The organism is Lentzea sp. (assembly GCF_035525475.1).
In the GTDB taxonomy this organism is placed as follows: domain Bacteria; phylum Actinomycetota; class Actinomycetes; order Mycobacteriales; family Pseudonocardiaceae; genus Lentzea.
Genome location: NZ_DATLEC010000265.1, coordinates 1 through 20,051, shown reverse-complemented (window position 1 = coordinate 20,051; position 20,051 = coordinate 1). Strand labels below are relative to the sequence as shown.

The following is a 20,051-nucleotide window of genomic DNA, read 5'->3' as shown; positions in this document are numbered from 1 at the left end:
GGGGGACGCCGCCGGCGGGCGTGTCCGGCGGCGTCGGTCCTCGGGGTCAGCAGGTCGAGTTGGTCTGCGTCAGCAGGCCGAGCCGCCACGGCAGCTTGTTGTACTCACCGCCCGCGTTGGGATCCATGCCCTGGTACAGGTAGCTGAGCTTGCAGGGGCTGATCTCCATCGTCTGGTCGACGTTGGTGCGCACCATCTCGCCGTGGCTGATGTCGCGCGTCCACTGTCCACCTGGGAACGTCACGTTGTTCGCGCGGGCGAACGGGTTCGCCTCGGTGTCGGCCAGCGGCGTCCACGACCCGGTGATCGAGTTGGCGGTCCAGGAGCGGAAGTAGCGGCGGCCGTCGGTGCCGATCGCCTCGTGCACCAGCAGCCACTGGTTCTTGCCGGCGATCTTGTAGACGTTGGAGGCCTCGAAGAGCCGGTTGCGGTTGCTGTCCTGCATGGCGATCACCGTGTTGGTGAAGCCGTTGGGGAACTGCGAGAGGGTGGTCTCCGAGCGGTAGAGGTGGCCGTTGTCGTCGGAGGAGAACAGGTAGCACTTCGCGGTGTCGCACACCATCCAGAAGTCGACCCAGTAGCCGTTGCCGATGTTGTCGCGGATGATCTGCGGCATGCCGTTGGCGTAGAAGTTCTTCGGCGTGGACCACGACGACGGGTTCGAGATGTCGGTGGTCGTGGAGTACGAGGCGTTCGACCCGGTCTGGTAGATGAGGTACCAGAGGCGTTGTGGCGCGAAGTAGAACACCTGTGGCGCAGCCCGGTACCCGGTGCCGACGCCGGAGCGGTCGAGGTAGTAGTGCGGTGCGGCCGACGCCTGCGACCAGTCGCTGAAGCTGGTGTACATCAGGTTGTAGCCGTCGGTGTAGGTCGACGCGAACACGTGGTACTTGCCGTTGTAGTAGATGACGCTCGGGTCCTTCACCGCGACGTTCGGGTGCGTGGAGTCCGGCTTCGGGCTGATCAGCTGGCCGCTCGAGGACCAGCGGAAGCTCGACGGCAAGTTGCCCACGGGCGGGTTGCCCGTCGTGGTCGTCGTGGTCGTGGTCGTCGTGGTGGTCGTGGTGGGGCCGACGTCACCCGTGCACAGGGTGCCGTTGAGGGTGAACGCCGACGGGCTCGGGTTGGAGCCGCTGCTGGAGCCGTTGAACCCGAACTCGACGCGGCCGCCGGTGGGGATCGCCGCGTTGTAGGAGACGTTGCGCGCGGTCACCTGCGAGCCGGACTGGGTCACCTGGGCGTTCCAGGCCTGCTGCACCTGCTGCCCGGCGCCGAAGCTCCAGGTGAGCGTCCAGCCGTCGACCGCGTCGCCGAGGTTGGTGACGGCGACGCTCGCGGTGAACCCGCCGTCCCACTGCGACGGTGCCGAGTAGGTCACCGAACAACCGGGTGCGGCCGAGGCCGGCTGCTGGGCCACCGCGGTCAGCGCGGTCACCGCGAGGAGCGGGACCGCGGCCAGAGCGGTGAGCCCGGCGCGCCGGGAGTGGAACAACCGTGCGAGGAACATGATCACCCTTCGTCGTTGAGGGGCCGGAGAGCAGGGGTCACGCGGCGGCGCAGGAGGCGGGGCCGACCGCCGCCGCACCGGGACCGGACGCGAGGAAGCCGAACACGACCGAGGCGCCGGGGCCGATCGCGCCGTTGTAGGAGGCGTTGGTGACGGTGCCCGAACCGCTCGCGGTCCCGCCCCAGACCTGCGTCACGGCGTGCCCGCCGGGCAGGGTGAACCGCACGGTCCAGCCGGCGATGGCCGACGCCGCGGGGTTGGTGACGGTGACCTCCGCCTGGAAGCCGCCGTTCCACGTGCCGGTCACGCGGGGCGTCGCGGTGCAGGCGACGCCGGGTTCGGACGGGTCGCCGATGCTGCCGGGCACCGCCGAGAGGGCGTTGAACCAGACCGTCGCCATCTTGCTGTAGCCGGCGGCGTTCGGGTGGATGCCGTCGGGCAGGTCGGAGATGGGCACCGCCGGGTACATGTCCACGACGTGCACCCGCTTGCCCGCCGCCGCTTTCGCCCGCAGCAACGGGACGATGGCGGCGTTGTAGTTGCGGACGGTGGCGTCGGCGAACCGGATCGGGATGATCGTCGAGACGAACACCTCCGCGCCCGGCGCCTGCGCGGTGATCTTGTCCACCAGCGCGGAGAGCCGTCGCGGCGCGCCACCGGGATCGCTGCCGTACATGTCGTTCGTGCCGATGTGCAACAGGATCGTGCGCGGGGTGTAGGTCCTGAGCCAGTTCACGACGTTCGCGTCGACCTGGGCGATGGTCCAGCCGGGGTGGCCCTCGTGGTTCCGGTCGGGCATGGAACCGGGACCGTCCGCGAGCGACCCCACGAAGTCGACGTTCCTGCCGGCCGCGCGCAGCTTGGCGCCGAGGTCGAGGCGGTAGCCGCCGATCGACCCTCCCTGGGTGATCGAGTCACCCAGCGGCATCACCCGCACGGGATCGGCGGAGGCGGCCGGGTCGTCCACAGCGGACTGGTCGGCCATGGCCGGTGACGCGGCCAGCACGATGGCGACCAGCGCACCGCACAACGCTTTCAACGGGCTCTGCATGGTGAGCCTTTCGTCGACGAGGGGTCAACGGCAGGGGCGGCTCCCAGCAATGTAACGACGCGTTCACGCCGCGGTCAAAGCTAAATGTGAGCGCTAACTTTTAGCACTTCCAGCTACAGGCACGTTGAACTTGACACGAGAGACGGCCATGCTGTTAACGCAAACAAGTCGGCGTCACCGGCGCGCCCGCGCCACCGAACCGCCCTCGCGCACCGGCATCGGCACCCGGTGGATCAGCGGGGGCCGAGCACCGCGTCCCTCCACGACGTCCACCAGCACCTCCACCGCGCGTTCGCCGAGCTCGTGGTGGGGCAGGGCGATCGTGGTCAGCCGGGGACGCATCCAGGAGGCGACGAGGTGGTCGTCGAACCCGAGCACGGACACGTCGCCCGGCACCGAGAGCCCGGCCTCGGCGAGCGCCTGGTAGGCCCCGAACGCGAGGCGGTCGTCGAAGCACACCAGGACCTCGGGCCGGTGGTGGCGCAGCAGCTCGCTGGTCGCGTCGTAGCCGTCCTCCGGTGTCCACTTCGGACACCGCTGCGCGCTGACCACCTCGATGCCGGCCGCGTCGAACACCTCGCGCAGGCCGATGAGCCGTTCCACGGCCGCGATGCCGTGGGGCGGCACGTCGTACGGGCCGGGTCCCGCGCCGATCAGGTGGACACCACGGCGGTGCCCCGCCTCGACGAGCAGGCGCGCCGCCGACCGGCCGCCCTGCACCTCGTCGGCCACCACCGAGGGAAGGCCCCCGCGGAACGGGCAGGTGGCGTTGAGCAGCACGGTGGGCACGTGCCGCAGACCGTCCGGCACGACGACCGCTCTCGTGCTCATGGCGGCGAAGACGATGCCGTCCGCGCGCCGGTCGCGCATCGCCTCGACCAGCGCCCGCTCCACCACCGGGTCGCCGCCGGACTCGCCCACGAACAGCATGAACCCGCGCCGGTACGCGGCTTCCACCGCGCCCTTGACCACCTCACCGGCCAGGCCGGACGACGCGCCCGTGTCGAGCACGAACCCGATCGTGCGCGACAGGCCGGGGCTCCTCGGGAGGGTGCCGCGCCGGTACCCCAGCTCCTGCGCGGTGGAGCGCACCCGCCGTTCGGCCGCCTCGGAGATGCGCAGCTCCCGCGCTCGGCCGGTCAGGACGAGCGAGGCGGTCGTGACCGACACCCCACTCGCCGCCGCCACGTCGGCCAGGGTCACGCGCGATCGTCCCACCGCAGATCCGCCTCCTGCTGCATCGAGGGCCCGGCTGCGTTCCAGCCGGAGGTTCCACGGAACGTCCGTGGTCACACGCTGTCGCCGGACGGTCCTGGCGGAGGGGGCCGTCCGGTGCCGGGGGTCCTACCGCTCCAGGCGGCCGGGATCCCCCGCCTCGCCGCGACGCACGAGCCACGCCTCGGTGATGTGCGTGAACATGGCCTTCGCGGCGCCGGTCTCGTCCCCCGCGGCGATGCGCTCGCAGATGCGGCGGTGGCCCCGGTTGGACGCCTTGCACATGTCTCGGCCGCTCCTGCCCATGTAGCTGGCCGTGTTGATGACCTGGCTCTCCAGCGAGCGCACCACACCGCGGGCGATGCGGTTGCCGGAGGCCCTCATGATCGTGTCGTGGAACGCGCGGTCGTGTTCCTGGTAGGTCGCGGGGTCGTCCACGAGCTCGTCCATCCGGTCGACCAGCTCGCGCAGGCGTGCCAGCGTCTGCTCGTCCGCGGTGCGGGCGGCGACCTGGGCCATGTCGGACTCCAGCAACCGCCGCGTGACCACGAGGTCGTCGAGGATCGCGAGGCTCTCGTCCTCGGCGATCGTGGCGGCGAGCACCAGCTCGTCGAGCATGTTCCAGTGCGCGGCCGGGGTGACCGCGGTGCCCGCGCCCTGGCGGACCCGGACGAGTCCCTTCTCCTGCAGGACCTTCACCGCCTCGCGGATCACCGTCCTGCTCACCGAGAAGGTCTCGCACAGCACCGGTTCCGGCGGCAGCGCGGTGCCGGAGGGATAGACCTGCCGGACGATCCGCTGCACGAGCTCGGCGGTGACCGCGGCGGTCAGGTTGGCCGGTCTGCGCGTCCACTCCGGGCCCAGGGGAACGCCTGCCGCGGGTTGCGGAGTAGTCGCCGTCATGTCGCCTCCGTTGCGCCACCGGCCCCGCAGAGGGGCTCCGGCGAGTATACGTAACACCATTGACGTCATACGTCATACGAGTTACGTTCGCCGCGTCCCTGATCTGGCCGCAAGGCCTCCTCGTCTGGGAAGTGAGCCGCAATGAGGCAGCGTTCACTCAGGTCCGCCGTCCTGCTCGCGGTCGTGGCGTTCGTCGCCGGCTGCGGCAGCGCCACCGCGCCGACCACCACCGGTACCGCGAAGGACAAGCTCGTGGTCTGGGACTGGAAGTCGGGCGACGCCAAGACGGCGGCCTACTTCGAGAAGGCCAAGGCCGACTTCGCGACCAAGCACCCCGGCGTCGCCGTCGAGTTCGTGGCGCAGCCGTTCGACCAGTACTACACACTTCTCGGCGCGGCGATCCAGGCCGGCAAGGGCCCGGACGTCGTCCTGTTCAACGGCGGCGGGCAGATCCGCGACCGCGCCGACGCGCTGCTCCCCCTCGACGACCTCGTCGCGCAGGACCGGGAGCGGCTCGCCGGGTGGGACGCCTTCGGCAAGGACGGCAAGGTCTACGCCGCGCCCGTCACCCTGCAGGGCCACCCGATCTACTACAACAAGGCGCTCTACCAGAAGGCCGGCCTGAGCGCGCCCGCGAAGACGTGGCAGGAGTTCGTCGCGAACTGCGCGACGATCACCGCCAAGACCGGCGCGAAGTGCTTCGCCGTGGGCAACAAGGAGGGCATCGGCATCCAGTTCTTCCTGTCCGCCATGGGATCGGCGGTCCTGACGCCCCAGGAGTACGACGACTGGGTCGCGGGGAAGCGGAACTGGGCCTCGCCGGATGTGAAGCGCGTCTTCGAGCTCTGGCGCCAGACCGGGACCGACGGCCTGAACAACGACGGCGTCAACTCCACCGCGATGTTCAACGACGGGTTCGCGGTCTTCCAGTCCGGCAAGGCCGCGCACGTCATCGGGCTGATGTCCGACGTGGGGCACTGGAAGGACCTCGGCGAGTTCGTCGGCCAGGACTCCCTGGGGGTGATGGACGCGCCGGCGGTGAACTCCGCGGCGCGGCCGAGCCTCCCGTACGACGGAGGCATCGGGTACGCGGTCGCGAAGTGGACCCGTGACCCGAAGATCGCCGCGGACCTGGTGCGGTCGCTGACGTCCGCGGACGCGCTGAAGGCGTTCTACCAGGGCGCCGGCGCGATCGCCTCCGATCCCGCGGTCGACGTCTCCGAGGCGGGACCTGCGGCGAGCGCGATCGTCTCGAAGATCTCCGACGGCGCACCGGCGCTGCACGTCGCGCTGTCGTCGAAGACCCTCGACCTGATGGGGCGGCTGTCCCAGCAGCTGCTCAGCGGATCGGCCACTGTGGACGACGTCGTGACGCAGCTCGCCGCGTCCGACAAGACGGGCTGAGCAGGGGTGCGGGCCGAGCGTCTGGCGCCGTTCGTGCTGGTGGCGCCCGCGGTGCTCGTCATCGTGGCGCTGCGGGTGTGGCCGTTGCTGCTCGGGGTCGACTTCTCCTTCACCGGTGACGGCGACCGCAACGGCAGCGTGGTCGGGTTCGACAACTACCGGGAGCTGCTGGGCGACCCGCTGTTCCAGACCGCGCTGCGCAACGTCGGGCTGCTGGTGCTGCTGCTCCCGGTCGCGGTGGCGATTCCCGGACTGCTGGCGACGTTCATCTACCTCAGGGTGCCGGGACATCGCGTCTACCGCGGGGTGTACTTCTTCCCCGCGGTGCTCTCCCCCGTCATCGTCGGCGCGATCTTCACCCTGCTGCTCGCGGTCGACGGGCCTGTCAACACCGTGCTGTCGGGGCTCGGCCTGGGCACGACAGACTGGCTCGGCGAGCCCGGTGTGGCGTTCTTCTCCGTGGTGGGAGTGCACATCTGGGCGACGTTCGGCATGGCGCTCGTCGTCTTCCTCGCCGGGTTCGCCACCCTCGACGCGTCGCTGCTCGACGCCGCCAAGGTGGACGGGGCGTCGTTGCCGCAGACGATCCGGCACGTGATCGTGCCCGGCCTGACCCGCACCATCCAGTTCGTCTTCGTCACCACGATGATCGGCATGCTCACGTCGATGTTCGGCCTGCTGTACGTGATGACGAGCGGTGGTCCGGAGGGGTCGACCTACCTGCCCGAGTACTACGTCTGGATCCAGCAGGGGCAGATGAGCAGGCCCGCGCTCGCCTCGGCGGCGTCGACCGTGCTGTTCCTGGTGATGCTGGTCGTGGGACTCGCCCAGGTCGCGATCCTGCGCCGCACCGGGAGGGTGGACTGATGCGCGTCGGCAGGTGGGTCGCCGCCGTCCCGATGGCCGCGCTCGCGGTCGCCACCCTCTACCCGCTCCTGTTCACCGCGAACGTCGCCGCCAAGTCGCGCCGCGAGTACGTGCTCGACCGCTTCTCCCCCGCCGGGTCGCCGCGGTTCGACAACCTGGCCACCGCGTGGGACGGGGTGTCGCGGTACTTCGTCAACTCCGTCACGGCGGTGGGCGGCGCGGTCGTGGTGCTGCTGCTGTTCGGGTCGATGGCCGGGTTCGCGTTGGCGCGGCTGCGCTTCCGCGGTTCGACAGTGCTGTACCTGGGGTGTCTCGCGGCCCTGTTCGTGCCGTTCCAGGTGATCATGGTGCCGCTGGCGCGGGTGATGGCCGACGCCGGGCTCGTCGACACCTTCCCCGGACTGATCCTCGCCTACGTCGCGCAGTTCCTGCCGTTCACGGTCTTCCTGATGACGAGCTACTACGCGACGGTGCCCGCGGAGATCGTGGACGCGGCGCGGATCGACGGGAACTCGCTCTACGGCGTCTACTGGCGGATCGCGCTGCCGATGGGCAAGCCCGCCCTGCTCTCCGTCGGGGTGCTCGACGCCTTGTTCTGCTGGAACGACGTGCTCATCTCGTTGCTGCTGATGCCGTCCCAGGACAACCGGACGCTCATGGTCGGGGTGACCTCCTTGCGGGGCCAGTACTCCGACGACATCCCGGTGTTCGCGTCCGGGGTCCTGATCGCCGCCGTCCCCGTGCTGGTGGTCTACCTGTTCCTCCAGCGCCAGATCGCCGACGGCGTGACCGCCGGGTCCACGAAGGGCTGAACCCCATGCGCATCACCGGTTATCGCGTCCTCACGACCGTGCAGGACTGGCACAGGCCCGTCGGTGACGCCAACGGCGTGTTCGCCGACGGGGTCGTCCGGGTGCCGCTCGTCGTCGTCGAGACGGACGCGGGCCTCACCGGGATCGGCATGGGCCCGCACGTGGAGGCCGAGACGGTCTTCGCGGCGATCAGGGACGAGGACCCGCGTGCCGTCACGGCGCTGTACGACCGCATGCTGCGGCAGACGTTCAAGGCGGGTCACGCGGGCGCGGTCTTCGGCACCATCGGCGCGTTCGACACCGCGTTGTGGGACCTCAAGGCGAAAGCCGCGGGCGAACCGCTCTGGCGGCTGCTCGGCGGGCGCGACCGCAGGGTCCCCGCCTACGCGTCCGGCCTGGACATCGGCCTGGACGACGGCGAGCTCGTGGCGGCGTACCAGCGCTACGCCGGGTACGGCCTGCGGATCGCGAAGCTCAAGGGCGGCCTCGACGTCGAACGGGACGTGCGCCGCCTGACCCTGGTGCGCGACGTCCTCACCGAGGCGGGCGCCGGGCGCCGGCCCGGCCTGATGCTGGACGTGAACGAGGCGCTGTCCCGCAAGCAGGCGGTCCGCCACGTCGCGGAGATCGAGCGGACGATCGACCTCACGTGGGTCGAGGAACCCGTCCGGCGCTGGGACGCCGAGGGGCACGCCGCGGTCGGCAGGGGCATCCGCGCGTCGGTGGCGACCGGCGAGAACCTCACCGGGCTGGAGCAGTACCGCCCGCTGATCGCGGCGGGCGCGGTCGACGTCGTCCAGGCCGCCGCGGTGTGGGGCGTCACGCACTTCCTGCGGGTCTCCGCGTTCGCGCACGCCCACGACCTGCCCGTCAGCCCCATCGGCGCGACGCCCGTCGGGCTGCTGCACGCCGCCACGTCGATCCCCAACCACCTGGTGAGCGAACTGCAGGACCTCGATCCCCCGGCGGGCCTTCACCTCGACCTGCGCGTCAACGGCGGCGCCTTCGTCCTCGGCGACACCCCCGGACTCGGGATCCGGCTCGACGAGGACGCGATCGGGGCCACCCGCTCGCGTGCGGCCGCGCCCGTGCGCACCGGTCCCCACATCCGGCCGGAACGCGCCGGACGGCGCCTGCTCGCCCCCTCGCACGCCACCGCGTCCTCCGGAAACGACGGCGTCCGCCAGCCGTCACCCTGACCCGCTCCGCGAGCCCACGAAGGACGGAACACCGCTCGTCCGCCGCAACGGGAGGGTGTCCGGCCGCATCGCACCAGGAGGTCCCTTGTCCACGTCCTCGTTCCCCGCGGCACGCGGAAGGATCGCGCTCGCCGCGGTCGTGGTGACCACGGCCGCCGCGGTGGCCACGGCTTCCCCGGCCACCGCCGCCACCACGACCCTCCACGCCTCCCCTTCCGGCACCGGCACCACCTGCTCCGCCACGGCACCGTGCTCGCTGACCGCGGCGCAGGCCGCGGTGCGGTCGCGCACCTCCTCGATGTCGGGTGACATCGTGGTGGAGCTCGCCGACGGGACCTACCGGCTCGCGGAGGCGTTGCGGTTCACCGCATCCGACTCCGGCACCAACGGCTACCGCGTGCTGTGGCAGGCCGCCGCCTCGGCCCGGCCCGTCATCAGCGGGGCCAGGCCGGTCACCGGGTGGTCGGTCGCCGACTCCGGCAGGAACATCTGGCGGGCCAACGTCACCGCCGGCGCCGACAGCCGTCAGCTGTACGTCGACGGCGCCATCGCCACCCGTGCGCGCACTCAGGTCAACCGCTCCGACTTCACGTTCACCGAGTCGGGCATGCGGTTCTCGAACGGCGCCCTGAGCTACCTCAACACCCTGGCGAACCAGAACCGCGTCGAGGTCGAGAGCGTCAACTCGTTCACCGACCGCTACTCGCCGGTGCAGAGCATCAGCGGGAACTTCCTGACGATGCGACAACCCGCCTGGAACAACAACACCTTCGGCTACGACACGCTCAACAACCCGTTCCGCGCCGGACCGCTCTACCTGGCGAACGCCCGCGAGTTCCTCGACAGTCCCGGCGAGTGGTACCTCGACCCGGCGGCGGGCGCGCTGTACTACATCCCGCTCTCCGGCCAGAACATGAGCAACGTCAGCGTCGAACTGCCGGCGCTGCAGTCACTGGTGGGAGTGGGCGGCACCTACGACGCACCGGCGCACGACATCTCGTTCACCGGCATCACCTTCACCGGCACGTCGTGGCTCGGCCCCAGCGGCGACCAGGGTTTCGCCGACCAGCAGACCGGCGCCTACCTGGCCGGGAACTGGAACTGGCCCTCCGACAGGCTGAACACCTGCAAGAGCGGCTGCGCGCAGTTCGAGGCGGTGCGCCCGCACTGGTCCCAGATGCCCGCGGCCGTGCAGGTCTCGGCGGCGAGCCGCATCACGTTCGCCGACTCGCGGTTCCTCAACCTCGGCCAGACCGCGATCGGCATCGGCAACGACGCCAACGCGCACGCCAGCGGTGTCGGACTCGGCGCGTCCGGCATCACGGTCACGCGTTCGGAGATCGCCCGCGGCTCGGCCGGCGGCATCATCGTCGGAGGAGTGCGCGCCGACGCCCACCACCCGAGCGACCAGCGGATGGTCAACCGGGACATCACCATCAGCTACAACCGCATCCACGACCTCGGCATCGAGTACCGGGGCAACGTCTCCGTGCTCAACACCTACGTCAGCACCGCGACCGTGGCGCACAACGAGGTCTACAACCTGCCGTACTCCGGCATGTCACTCGGCTACGGATGGGGAGCCAACGACGCGGGCGGCAGCACGCACTACGCCAACCGCGGCCTGTACGACTACCAGCCCCGCTACTCGACGCCCACCACGGCGTCGAACAACCGGCTCGTCGACAACTACATCCACGACGTCATGCAGCAGATGACGGACGGTGGCTGCATCTACACGCTGGCGTGGAACCCCAACGCCGAGATCAGCGGCAACTACTGCTTGCGCACCAACGGTTTCTACGGCCTCTACTTCGACGAGGGCTCCAAGTACTACCGCGCCACCGGCAACGTCTTCTCCGCCACCGGCACCTGGGCCACCGCGAACTACTGGGGTGGCGAGAACATGGGCAACTGGACCCTCACCGGCAACTGGTCGACCAACAACAGCACCAACGTCACGAACGGCGACCGCGGCAACGTGGTGAACAACAACGTCGTCGTCACGAACGGCAACTGGCCCGCGGGGGCCCAGGCGGTGATGGCGAACGCCGGACCGGGCGGCAGCAGCGGCGGCCGGGAGAACGTGACCGTCGTCGGAGGACAGTCCGGCCGCTGCCTCGACGTCGCGGCCACGAGCAACAACACCCAGGCGCGGCTGTGGGACTGCACCGGCTCCGCGAACCAGCGCTGGACGCACACGTCCGGCAGGCAGCTCGTGGTGCAGGGCAAGTGCCTCGACGCGTCGAACCAGGGCACCGCGAACGGCACGGCGGCGATCCTCTGGGACTGCCACGGCGGCGTGAACCAGCAGTGGAACGTCAACGGCGACGGCACCATCACCGGCGCGCAGTCCGGGCTGTGCCTCGACGCGAGCGGCAACGGCACCGCGAACGGGACGCCGGTCCACCTGTGGGCCTGCCACGGCGGGACGAACCAGCAGTGGAACCTGAGGAGCTGACCACGAAGAGGGTCCCCGGCCTGTGCGAGGCCGGGGACCCGTTCCGCTGTCGTGCCGCGTCAGGAGCAGGCGACGCCGTTCAGCACCGCGGAGGAGAACGGAGGCGTGCCGTTGTAGTTCGCGTTGTACCCGATGCTCAGCTGGCCACCGGCGGCGATCGGGGCGTTCCAGGCGGCGTTCGCCACCCTGACCTCGTCGCCCGCGTCGGTCCACGTGCCGTTCCAGCCCTGGGTCACCGAGACTCCCGGAGCGGAGAACGAGAACGTCCACCCGTTGATCGCCGAGCCGCGGTTCACGATCACGATCTCCGCGGAGTAGCCGCCCTGCCACTGGCTCGTGACGCGGTGGGTCGCAGTGCAGCCGCCACCGGGGTTGCCGCCCGTCGTGGTCGTGGTGGTGGTGGTGGTGGTCGTGGTGGTCGTCGTCGTGATCGGGCCCGCCGCCATCGCGAGCTCGTAGGCGCGCTGCGGCACGAACTGGCCGGCGGGCCCGATGCAGCCGTCCGACTCGCCCGGCAGCTTGACCCACAGGAACGCGTCGATCTTCGAGTCACCCGTGTTCGTCGTGCTGGGCGTGCCGATCGCGCGGCCGGAGGGGTCGCACCACTCGCTGCCCGCGGGACCGTTGCCGTTGCGGCTGGTGTCGATCACGGCCTTGAGGCGGCCGTCACCGACGGCGTTGAGCACGTTCTTGGCGAAGTTCACCTCGTCGGAGGTGGCGCGGTAGTTCGACACGTTGGTCGAGATGCCGTCGGCGCTGTTGGAGATGTCCGCGCCGCGCAACCGGTTCGCCGCCTCCGACGGGCTCAGCCACGCCGAGTGGCCGATGTCGAAGTACACCTTGGCCTGGCTGGAGCCGGACTTGAGCTTCTTGCCCGCGTAGGCGATCGACGCCTTGGTCTGGTTCTGCTGGTCCGCGCTCTGGCAGGTGGTCATCAAGGGCAGCACGTCCGGTTCGAGCACGATCGTCGCCGGGCGGCCGGCGAGACCCGCCGCCACCTCGTCGACCCAGGCCCGGTAGGCCTCGTGGGAGGGCGCGCCGCCGCCGCTCGCGCCACCGCAGTCGCGGTTGGGGATGTTGTAGACCACCAGGATCGGGATCTTCCCCGCCGAGGCCGCCGCCCCCACGAAGGAGCTGATCTCCGACCGCACCGTCGAGGTGTTGGTCGTGGTGTACCACCGCGCCTGCGGAACCGACGCGATGCGGTCGCGGATGACCGCGGCCCGCGAGTCGCCGGGGTTCGAGGCCACCCACCGCGCGCTCGAGCTCGACGGGTCGACGTAGAACGCCGACTCGGCGGCGCTGACGGTCGTGCCGCCACTGATCACCAGTGCCGCGACCCCGGTCACCACCGCGCCCGCGAGCAGACACGCGCCCGTGCCCCGCCTCCACCGTGTCATCGTGTCTCCACTTCGCTCTGTTGCTCTGATTCGGGTTCTCGCAGCGTCGTTGCTGTCCGGACAGGAGAATCGGCGACGCGGGAGCGCTCTCACAACGTCGGAGAAGCGAATGCGAGTTCGGGTCAACGTAACCACGGAACACTGAATCGTCAACGGCGGAAGCGGCGCGCGCCAAAGTCGGCGAGAAAGTTTCGAAACTTTTCTCGGAGAATGCGATCAACGCTGTGACGTGGTAGTTGGGAGCGCTCCCTCACGTGGCCTACGCCGATCAGGGCAACCTGTCGTCGAATTCGACAACGACTTCTTGTGAGCGCCGACGCGCGGCTGAGACACTCCGGAACGGCAACGGCGGGCGACGGTGGAACAACACCGCCAATTCTCACCGCCCACCGAGATCCGGCAATGGCGCACCGGGTCCGGCCATCCGTCCTGCCCATCCCCACCCTGCATTCGGGTTGACCTCGGAAAGTGTGGAAGATGAAACTGACATCGAAGTCAGTGGCCCTGGTCCCGATCATCGTCACGGTCGCGACAGCGGCGATCGGCGCCACCCTGATCGCGCCTCCCGCCGCGAACGCGGCGTCCACCCTCGGCGCCGCCGCGGCGCAGTCCGGCCGTTACTACGGCACGGCCGTCGCGGCGAGCAAGCTCGGCGACTCGACCTACTCGAACATCCTCAGGACCGAGTTCAACATGGTCACCGCCGAGAACGAGATGAAGTGGGACGCGACGGAACCCAACCGCGGCCAGTTCAACTACTCGAACGGTGACCGCATCCTCAACACCGCTGTCGGCAACGGCAGCCGGGTGCGCGGGCACGCGCTGCTGTGGTACCAGCAGGAACCGGGCTGGGCGCAGCGCATGGAGGGTTCCGACCTCCGCCAGGCCATGATGAACCACGTCACCCAGGTCGCCACCCACTACAAGGGCAAGATCTACGCCTGGGACGTGGTGAACGAGGCGTTCGCCGACGGCAACAGCGGCGGCCGGCGCGACTCCAACCTCCAGCGCACCGGCAACGACTGGATCGAGGCCGCGTTCCGCGCGGCCAGGGCCGCCGACCCCGCCGCGAAGCTCTGCTACAACGACTACAACACCGACGGCATCAACGCGAAGTCCACCGGCGTCTACAACATGGTGCGCGACTTCAAGTCCCGCGGGGTGCCGATCGACTGCGTCGGGTTCCAGGCCCACCTGACCAACAACGCCCCCTCGGACATGCGGCAGAACCTGCAGCGCTTCGCCGACCTCGGCGTCGACGTGCAGATCACCGAGCTCGACATCGCCGGTTCCAACCAGGCCAACGCCTACGCCGACGTCACCAGGGCCTGTCTGGCCGTGACCCGCTGCACCGGCATCACGGTGTGGGGCATCCGCGACAACGACTCGTGGCGCACCGGTGAGAACCCGTTGCTGTTCACGAACTCCGGTGCGAAGAAGGCCGCGTACAACTCCGTGCTGGCCGCGCTCAACTCGGCTGATCCCGGTACGACGACGACCACCACGACGACGACAACGACCACGACGACGAGCAACGACCCCGGCACGGGAGGCTGCACCGCCACGGTGTCGCTGAACCAGTGGAACGAGGGGTTCGTGGCCACCATCAAGGTCACCGCGGGCTCCAGCGCGCTGAGCGGCTGGACCGTCACGACCACGTTGTCGAGCGCCACGGTCACCGGTTCGTGGAGCGCGAACCGCAGCGGCAACAGCGGAACCGTCAACTGGACCAACGTGGACTACAACGCCTCCGTGCCCGCGGGCGGGTCCACCGAGTTCGGTTTCCAGGGCAGTGGCAGCGGATCGGGTCTGAACCCGACCTGCGCGGCGCGCTGACATCCCGCACCACACCTCAGGCGAGCTCCCGCGGAACGGACGTGACGTCCTCCGCGGGCGCTTGCCTGCCCCTGGAGGCGATGATGGCCTTGCCCCGGAGACTCTGCGCGCTCGTGAGCATCGTGTTCGTGGTGAGTGCCCCCGCGCGGGCGGACAACCCGATCGCGGCCGCCAGACCTGGACCACCACCTCCTGCCCGGTAGCCGGACTGACCGGCACCCGCGACCTCCACCTGAGGTTCAGCAGCAGCTACCTGCTCGACGTGAACCGGTGGCAGTTCAGCGCCTGATCCCCCGAACTCCCCTTTCCCGCAAGAGAACGAGGTCGTCGTGACCATCTCCAACCCCACCCGGCAGAACGTGACCAGGTACCGCCTCATCGCCGTCGTCGCAGCAGCGCTGTCCCTGATCGCCGCCGTCGGCTTCTCCTTCGTACCGCAGCAGGCACTCGCCGCGTCCCTGACCAGGGTGACGAACTTCGGCACCAACCCGACCGGCCTGAACATGTACGTCTACGCACCGGACCGGCTCGCGGCCCGCCCCGCGCTGCTCGTGATGGTGCACTACTGCACCGGATCGGCGAGCGCGGTGCACAACGGCGGCGGGCGCGACTACGTCAGCGCCGCGGACCGCTACGGGTACGTGATCGTCTACCCGGAGGCGACCAGGGAGGGCCACTGCTTCGACGTCTCCACCCAGAACGCCCTGCGCCGCAACGGCGGCAGCGACTCCACCGGCATCATGTCGATGGTGTCGTACGCGCGTCAGCGCTACAACGTCGACCCGTCGCGCATCGTCGTCTCCGGCATCTCGTCCGGCGCGATGATGACCAACGTGCTGGCCGCCGAGTACCCGGACGTGTTCAGCGCGGCCTCGGCCTTCGCCGGTGTCCCCGCCGGCTGCTTCGCGACGACCGACGGGTCGATGTGGAACAGCCAGTGCTCGGGCGGCAACCTGCAGAAGACCCCGCAGCAGTGGGGTGACCAGGCCAGGGCGATGTACCCCGGCTACACCGGCGGCTACCCGCGGATGCAGCTGTGGCACGGCACGAACGACACGACGCTGGCGTACCCGAACTTCGCTGAAGAGCTCGACCAGTGGACGAACCTGCACGGGGTGAGCAGGACGCCGACGTCCACCGACCAGCCCCAGTCCGGCTGGACCCGCACGCGCTACGGCGCCACGGGTGTCGTCGAGGGCATCAGCGCCCAGGGCGTCGGCCACGACGTGCCGACCGCCGGAATGGTGGGCCGCGCCATCACGTTCCTCGGCCTGGACCGCCCGTCCACCGATCCGACCACCACGACCACCACCACGACGACGACCACGACCACCACGACCCCGCCGCCGTCCCAGGGCTGCTCGGTCAAGGCGGCGGTCACCGCCTGGAACACCGGCCTCACCGAGACGATCACCATCACCAACACGTCGTCGACGGCCGTGAACGGCTGGAGCCTGCAGTTCGCGCTGCCGGGCGGACAGACGATCACGGGCGGCTGGAGTGCGACCTACTCCCCCGCCAGTGGCCAGGTGACCGCGTCGAACGTCTCCTACAACGCGCAGATCCAGCCCTCCGCCCAGGTGTCGATCGGTCTCCAGGCCACGCACACGGGCAACAGCGGAACCGCCAGCGGGTTCACGCTCAACGGCGTGCAGTGCGCCGTCGCCTGACCACGCACAGGAGAGGACGGGCATGTCCGACCTGAACCGCCGGCAGCTCATGAAGCTCGGTGCGGGTGTCGTGCTGACGCAGGCGGGGTGGACCGCGCACCCCGCCTCCGCGGAGGCGATCGCCCCTGACGACCTGTCGCTCTGGTACGGCGGGCCGGCCGGGACCGACTGGCTGCGCGCCCTGCCGGTCGGCAACGGCCGGCTCGGCGCGATGGTGTTCGGCAACACCGACACCGAACGACTCCAGCTCAACGAGGACACCGTGTGGGCGGGCGGGCCGCACGACTACAGCAACCCGCGCGGCGCCGGGTCGCTCGCCGAGATCCGGCGGCTCGTGTTCGCCGGGCAGTGGACGCAGGCGCAGTCGCTGATCGACCAGACCATGCTCGGCAGCCCTGCCGGGCAGATGGCCTACCAGCCGGTCGGCGACCTGCGCCTGACGTTCCCCTCCGCCACCACGTCCGGCTACCAGCGCCGGCTCGACCTCACGACCGCGACGACGACAGTCACCTACACGGCGAACAACGTGCGCTACCGGCGCGAGGTGTTCGCCAGCGCGCCGGACCAGGTGATCGCGGTGCGCCTGACGGCGGAGACGGCCGGCTCGATCTCGTTCACCGCGTCGTTCAGCTCACCACAACGCACCACGGCGTCCACTGTGGACTCCGCGACGATCGGGCTGGACGGTGTCTCCGGCACCTACCGCGGCCTCACCGGCACGGTCCGCTTTCTCGCCCTCGCGAGAGCGGTCGCCGAGGGCGGCAGCGTCACCAGCTCCGGCGGGACGTTGCGCGTCACGGGCGCGAACGCGGTGACCGTGCTGATCTCCATCGGCACCAGCTACGTGGACTTCCGCACGGTCGACGGCGACTACCAGGGCACCGCCCGCAACCGGCTGGCCGCAGCACAGACCCACGGCTACGACACCCTGCGAGCCCGGCACGTCGCGGACTACCAGGCGTTGTTCGGCCGAGTGTCCCTCGACCTCGGGCGCACCGCGGCGGCCGACCAGCCGACGGACGTCCGGATCGCCCGGCACGCGAGCACGACCGACCCGCAGTTCGCCGCGCTGCTCTTCCAGTACGGCCGCTACCTGCTGATCTCGTCGTCACGGCCCGGCACGCAACCGGCGAACCTCCAGGGCATCTGGAACGACCAGATGAGCCCGTCGTGGGACTCGAAGTACACCGTCAACGCCAACCTGCCGATGAACTACTGGCCGGCGGACACCACCAACCTCGGCGAGTGCTACCAGCCGGTGTTCCGCATGATCGACGACCTGACGGTCACCGGTGCCCGCACTGCCAGGGCGCAGTACAACGCCCGCGGCTGGGTCACGCACCACAACACCGACGCCTGGCGCGGGTCGTCAGTCGTCGACTTCGCCGCGGCGGGCATGTGGCAGACGGGCGGCGCGTGGCTGTCGACGCTCATCTGGGACCACTATTTGTTCACCGGCGACGTGGGCTTCCTGCGCGCGTACTACCCGGCGCTCAAGGGCTGCGCGCAGTTCTTCCTCGACACGCTCGTCGAGGAACCGGCACTGGGCCACCTCGTCACGAACCCGTCCAACTCACCGGAGCTCAACCACCACGCGAACGCGAGCGTGTGCGCCGGGCCGACGATGGACATGCAGATCCTGCGCGACCTGTTCGACGGGTGCGCGAGCGCGTCCGAGGTGCTGGGCGTCGACGCCGACTTCCGCACGCAGGTGCGGACGGCCCGGCAGCGGCTGGCCCCGACGAGGGTCGGCTCGCGCGGCAACGTGATGGAGTGGCTGTACGACTGGACCGAGACCGAGCCGAACCACCGGCACGTGTCGCACCTCTACGGCCTGCACCCGAGCAACCAGATCACCCGGCGGGGCACTCCCCAGCTGCACACCGCGGCCCGCCGCACCCTCGAGCTGCGCGGCGACGCGGGCACCGGGTGGTCGCTCGCGTGGAAGATCAATTTCTGGGCGCGCCTGGAGGAGGGCGCGCGGGCGCACGACCTGCTCCGGTCGCTGGTCACCACGGACAGGCTGGCGCCCAACATGTTCGACCTGCACCCGCCGTTCCAGATCGACGGCAACTTCGGCGCGACGTCCGGCATCGCGGAGATGTTGCTGCACAGCCACAACGGCGAGCTGCACGTGCTGCCCGCCCTGCCACCGGCCTGGCCGGCGGGCAGCGTCACGGGTTTGCGCGGACGTGGCGGGTACGCGGTCGGCGCGTCCTGGGCCGCCGACGGCTCCGTCAGCCTGACCGTGACGGCGGACCGGGACGGCACCGTCCGGATCCGCAACCGGGTCTTCACGGGCACGTTCGAGCTGACGGACACGACGACCGGTTCCACCGTCCAGCCCTCCAAACCCGAATCCGACGTGGTCTCCTTCTCCGTCCAGGGTGGACACACCTACCGCGCCACCGGGCAGGCGTCGGGCGCGCCGGTGCAGCCGGGGGTCCAGTACCGGCTGGTGGCCCGGCACAGCGGGAAGTGCCTGGACGTCAGCGGTGCGTCCACCGCACCAGGTGCGGTGCTGCACCAGTGGTCGCAGACGAACGGGCCCAACCAGCAGTTCGACTTCCTCGACTCCGGCGGCGGCCACTACCGCGTCCGCGCGCGGCACAGCGGCCTCGTGCTGCAGGTCGCGAGCTCGTCCAGCGGCGCCGCCATCACCCAGCAGACCGACACCGGCTCCACCGCCCAGCAGTGGCGCGTGACCGACCACGGCGGCGGGCTCATCAGCCTGGTCAACCGCCAGAGCGGCTTCGCGGCGGACGTCTGGGAGGCCTCGACCGCCGACGGCGCCCGGCTGTCGCAGTGGACCGTGACGGGCGCCGACAACCAGCGGTTCCAACTCCAGCCAGTGTGACGACCGAAGGGACGCCGATGTTCCACCAGCACAGGGGGACGAGCCATGTCCCGGCATAGGTTCGTGATCGTGGCAGCCGCCACGAGCGCCATGGTGTTCCTGGGAGCGGCGGGCATCGCCCTCGGCGGTCCGGCGGGCGAGGTCGGTACGGCGGCGGCGACGGCGGGCTGCGGCAAGGCGCCGACGCTGACGAACGGCCAGCACACCATCACCACTGGCGGTCAGAGCCGTTCCTACATCCTGCGGCTGCCACCGAACTACGACAGCAACCGCCAGTACCGGCTGTTCGTGGGCTTCCACTGGCTCAACGGCACCGCGAACGACGTCGACTCCGGCGGGTCGGACGGCTACAACTGGTCCTACTACGGGCTGCGCAAGCTCTCCGACGCCGCGAACAACGGCACGATCTTCGTGGCGCCACAGGGCAACAACAACGGCTGGGCCAACCCCGGCGGCCAGGACCTGAAGTTCGTCGACGACCTGGTGGCACTGCTCGACTCCGGGCTGTGCATCGACACCACCCAGCGCTTCGCCGGTGGCTTCAGCTACGGCGGCGGCATGTCCTACGCCGTGGCGTGCGCGCGTGCCACCGTCTTCCGCGCCGTGATCGCCTACTCCGGTGCGCAGCTCAGCGGCTGCGACGGCGGCACCCAGCCCATCGGGTACATGGGCATCCACGGCGTCAGCGACAACGTGCTCGGCATCGGCCTGGGCCGCGGCCTGCGCGACACGTTCGTGCGCAACAACGGCTGCACCGCGCAGAACGCCCCCGAACCGGCGGCGGGAAGCCGCAGGCACATCATCACGAACTACAGCGGCTGCCGCGCGGGCTACCCCGTGGTCTGGGCGGCGTTCGACGGCGGGCACAC

The 20,051-nt window shown here is 70.1% G+C and carries 15 protein-coding genes; 9 read left to right on the top strand and 6 right to left on the bottom strand.

Annotation, left to right across the window (positions count from 1 at the left end):
• Window positions 1-46: 46 nt before the first annotated feature.
• The 4 genes from VM306_RS40430 to VM306_RS40415 all read right to left on the bottom strand — a co-directional run bounded on the left by VM306_RS40430 (window position 47) and on the right by VM306_RS40415 (window position 4,676).
• The gene (locus VM306_RS40430; RefSeq protein ID WP_325524889.1) at window positions 47-1,507 is read right to left on the bottom strand and encodes a non-reducing end alpha-L-arabinofuranosidase family hydrolase; all 1,461 of its coding nucleotides are present in this window, start codon (window positions 1,505-1,507) and stop codon (window positions 47-49) included.
• A gap of 37 nt (window positions 1,508-1,544) precedes the next feature.
• Window positions 1,545-2,558, bottom strand: coding sequence for a cellulose binding domain-containing protein (locus tag VM306_RS40425; protein WP_325524887.1), 1,014 nt, complete (start codon window positions 2,556-2,558; stop codon window positions 1,545-1,547).
• A 174-nt stretch (window positions 2,559-2,732) separates the two neighbouring features.
• Window positions 2,733-3,761, bottom strand: a complete 1,029-nt coding sequence (locus VM306_RS40420; protein ID WP_325524884.1) for a LacI family DNA-binding transcriptional regulator — start codon at window positions 3,759-3,761, stop codon at window positions 2,733-2,735.
• Window positions 3,762-3,902: 141 nt separating this feature from the next.
• Complete coding sequence (locus tag VM306_RS40415) at window positions 3,903-4,676, bottom strand: FadR/GntR family transcriptional regulator (protein ID WP_325524882.1); 774 nt, start codon at window positions 4,674-4,676, stop codon at window positions 3,903-3,905.
• Between the two features lie 141 nt (window positions 4,677-4,817).
• Between VM306_RS40415 and VM306_RS40410 the strand changes: the two genes are divergently transcribed.
• The 5 genes from VM306_RS40410 (at window position 4,818) to VM306_RS40390 (ending at window position 11,419) form a co-directional block, all read left to right on the top strand.
• Entirely contained in the window at window positions 4,818-6,080 is a 1,263-nt protein-coding gene (locus tag VM306_RS40410; RefSeq protein ID WP_325524880.1) for an ABC transporter substrate-binding protein, read from the top strand.
• A 6-nt stretch (window positions 6,081-6,086) separates the two neighbouring features.
• A complete protein-coding gene (locus VM306_RS40405) occupies window positions 6,087-6,947 on the top strand; it encodes a sugar ABC transporter permease (RefSeq protein ID WP_325524877.1) in 861 nt (286 codons plus the stop codon).
• On the top strand, window positions 6,947-7,759 hold the full coding sequence (locus VM306_RS40400; RefSeq protein ID WP_325524874.1) for a carbohydrate ABC transporter permease: 813 nt from the start codon (window positions 6,947-6,949) through the stop codon (window positions 7,757-7,759). The genes VM306_RS40405 and VM306_RS40400 overlap by 1 nt, the downstream gene beginning before the upstream one ends.
• Before the next feature lie 5 nt (window positions 7,760-7,764).
• The gene (locus VM306_RS40395; RefSeq protein WP_325524872.1) at window positions 7,765-8,958 is read left to right on the top strand and encodes a mandelate racemase/muconate lactonizing enzyme family protein; all 1,194 of its coding nucleotides are present in this window, start codon (window positions 7,765-7,767) and stop codon (window positions 8,956-8,958) included.
• 85 nt (window positions 8,959-9,043) lie between these two features.
• Window positions 9,044-11,419 (top strand): RICIN domain-containing protein, encoded by a 2,376-nt coding sequence (locus VM306_RS40390; protein WP_325524869.1) that lies wholly within the window; start codon window positions 9,044-9,046, stop codon window positions 11,417-11,419.
• Window positions 11,420-11,478: 59 nt separating this feature from the next.
• Here VM306_RS40390 and VM306_RS40385 read toward each other — a convergent pair whose 3' ends face one another.
• The gene (locus tag VM306_RS40385) at window positions 11,479-12,819 is read right to left on the bottom strand and encodes a glycoside hydrolase family 6 protein (protein WP_325524867.1); all 1,341 of its coding nucleotides are present in this window, start codon (window positions 12,817-12,819) and stop codon (window positions 11,479-11,481) included.
• Between the two features lie 477 nt (window positions 12,820-13,296).
• On the opposite strand from VM306_RS40385, the gene VM306_RS40380 reads away from it, so the two are divergent.
• Complete coding sequence (locus tag VM306_RS40380) at window positions 13,297-14,655, top strand: endo-1,4-beta-xylanase (protein WP_325524865.1); 1,359 nt, start codon at window positions 13,297-13,299, stop codon at window positions 14,653-14,655.
• 16 nt (window positions 14,656-14,671) lie between these two features.
• Here VM306_RS40380 and VM306_RS40375 read toward each other — a convergent pair whose 3' ends face one another.
• Window positions 14,672-14,887 (bottom strand): hypothetical protein, encoded by a 216-nt coding sequence (locus VM306_RS40375; RefSeq protein ID WP_325524862.1) that lies wholly within the window; start codon window positions 14,885-14,887, stop codon window positions 14,672-14,674.
• Window positions 14,888-14,984: 97 nt separating this feature from the next.
• On the opposite strand from VM306_RS40375, the gene VM306_RS40370 reads away from it, so the two are divergent.
• The 3 genes from VM306_RS40370 to VM306_RS40360 form a co-directional block, all read left to right on the top strand.
• Window positions 14,985-16,325: a PHB depolymerase family esterase gene (locus tag VM306_RS40370; RefSeq protein WP_325524860.1), complete on the top strand. Its 1,341-nt coding sequence runs from the start codon at window positions 14,985-14,987 to the stop codon at window positions 16,323-16,325.
• A gap of 22 nt (window positions 16,326-16,347) precedes the next feature.
• Window positions 16,348-19,182, top strand: a complete 2,835-nt coding sequence (locus VM306_RS40365) for a glycosyl hydrolase family 95 catalytic domain-containing protein (RefSeq protein ID WP_325524858.1) — start codon at window positions 16,348-16,350, stop codon at window positions 19,180-19,182.
• 45 nt (window positions 19,183-19,227) lie between these two features.
• A partial coding sequence (locus VM306_RS40360) for an alpha/beta hydrolase family esterase (protein ID WP_414672511.1) occupies window positions 19,228-20,051 on the top strand: 824 nt, incomplete at its 3' end.

What these genes read in the sequence shown, in the direction of transcription:
- VM306_RS40430 (WP_325524889.1), bottom strand. Translation starts at nt 1,507, where the DNA reads ATGTTCCTCGCACGGTTGTTCCACTCCCGGCGCGCCGGGCTCACCGCT.
- VM306_RS40425 (WP_325524887.1), bottom strand. Translation starts at nt 2,558, where the DNA reads ATGCAGAGCCCGTTGAAAGCGTTGTGCGGTGCGCTGGTCGCCATCGTG.
- VM306_RS40415 (WP_325524882.1), bottom strand. Translation starts at nt 4,676, where the DNA reads ATGACGGCGACTACTCCGCAACCCGCGGCAGGCGTTCCCCTGGGCCCG.
- VM306_RS40410 (WP_325524880.1), top strand. Translation starts at nt 4,818, where the DNA reads ATGAGGCAGCGTTCACTCAGGTCCGCCGTCCTGCTCGCGGTCGTGGCG.
- VM306_RS40400 (WP_325524874.1), top strand. Translation starts at nt 6,947, where the DNA reads ATGCGCGTCGGCAGGTGGGTCGCCGCCGTCCCGATGGCCGCGCTCGCG.
- VM306_RS40395 (WP_325524872.1), top strand. Translation starts at nt 7,765, where the DNA reads ATGCGCATCACCGGTTATCGCGTCCTCACGACCGTGCAGGACTGGCAC.
- VM306_RS40385 (WP_325524867.1), bottom strand. Translation starts at nt 12,819, where the DNA reads ATGACACGGTGGAGGCGGGGCACGGGCGCGTGTCTGCTCGCGGGCGCG.
- VM306_RS40380 (WP_325524865.1), top strand. Translation starts at nt 13,297, where the DNA reads ATGAAACTGACATCGAAGTCAGTGGCCCTGGTCCCGATCATCGTCACG.
- VM306_RS40365 (WP_325524858.1), top strand. Translation starts at nt 16,348, where the DNA reads ATGTCCGACCTGAACCGCCGGCAGCTCATGAAGCTCGGTGCGGGTGTC.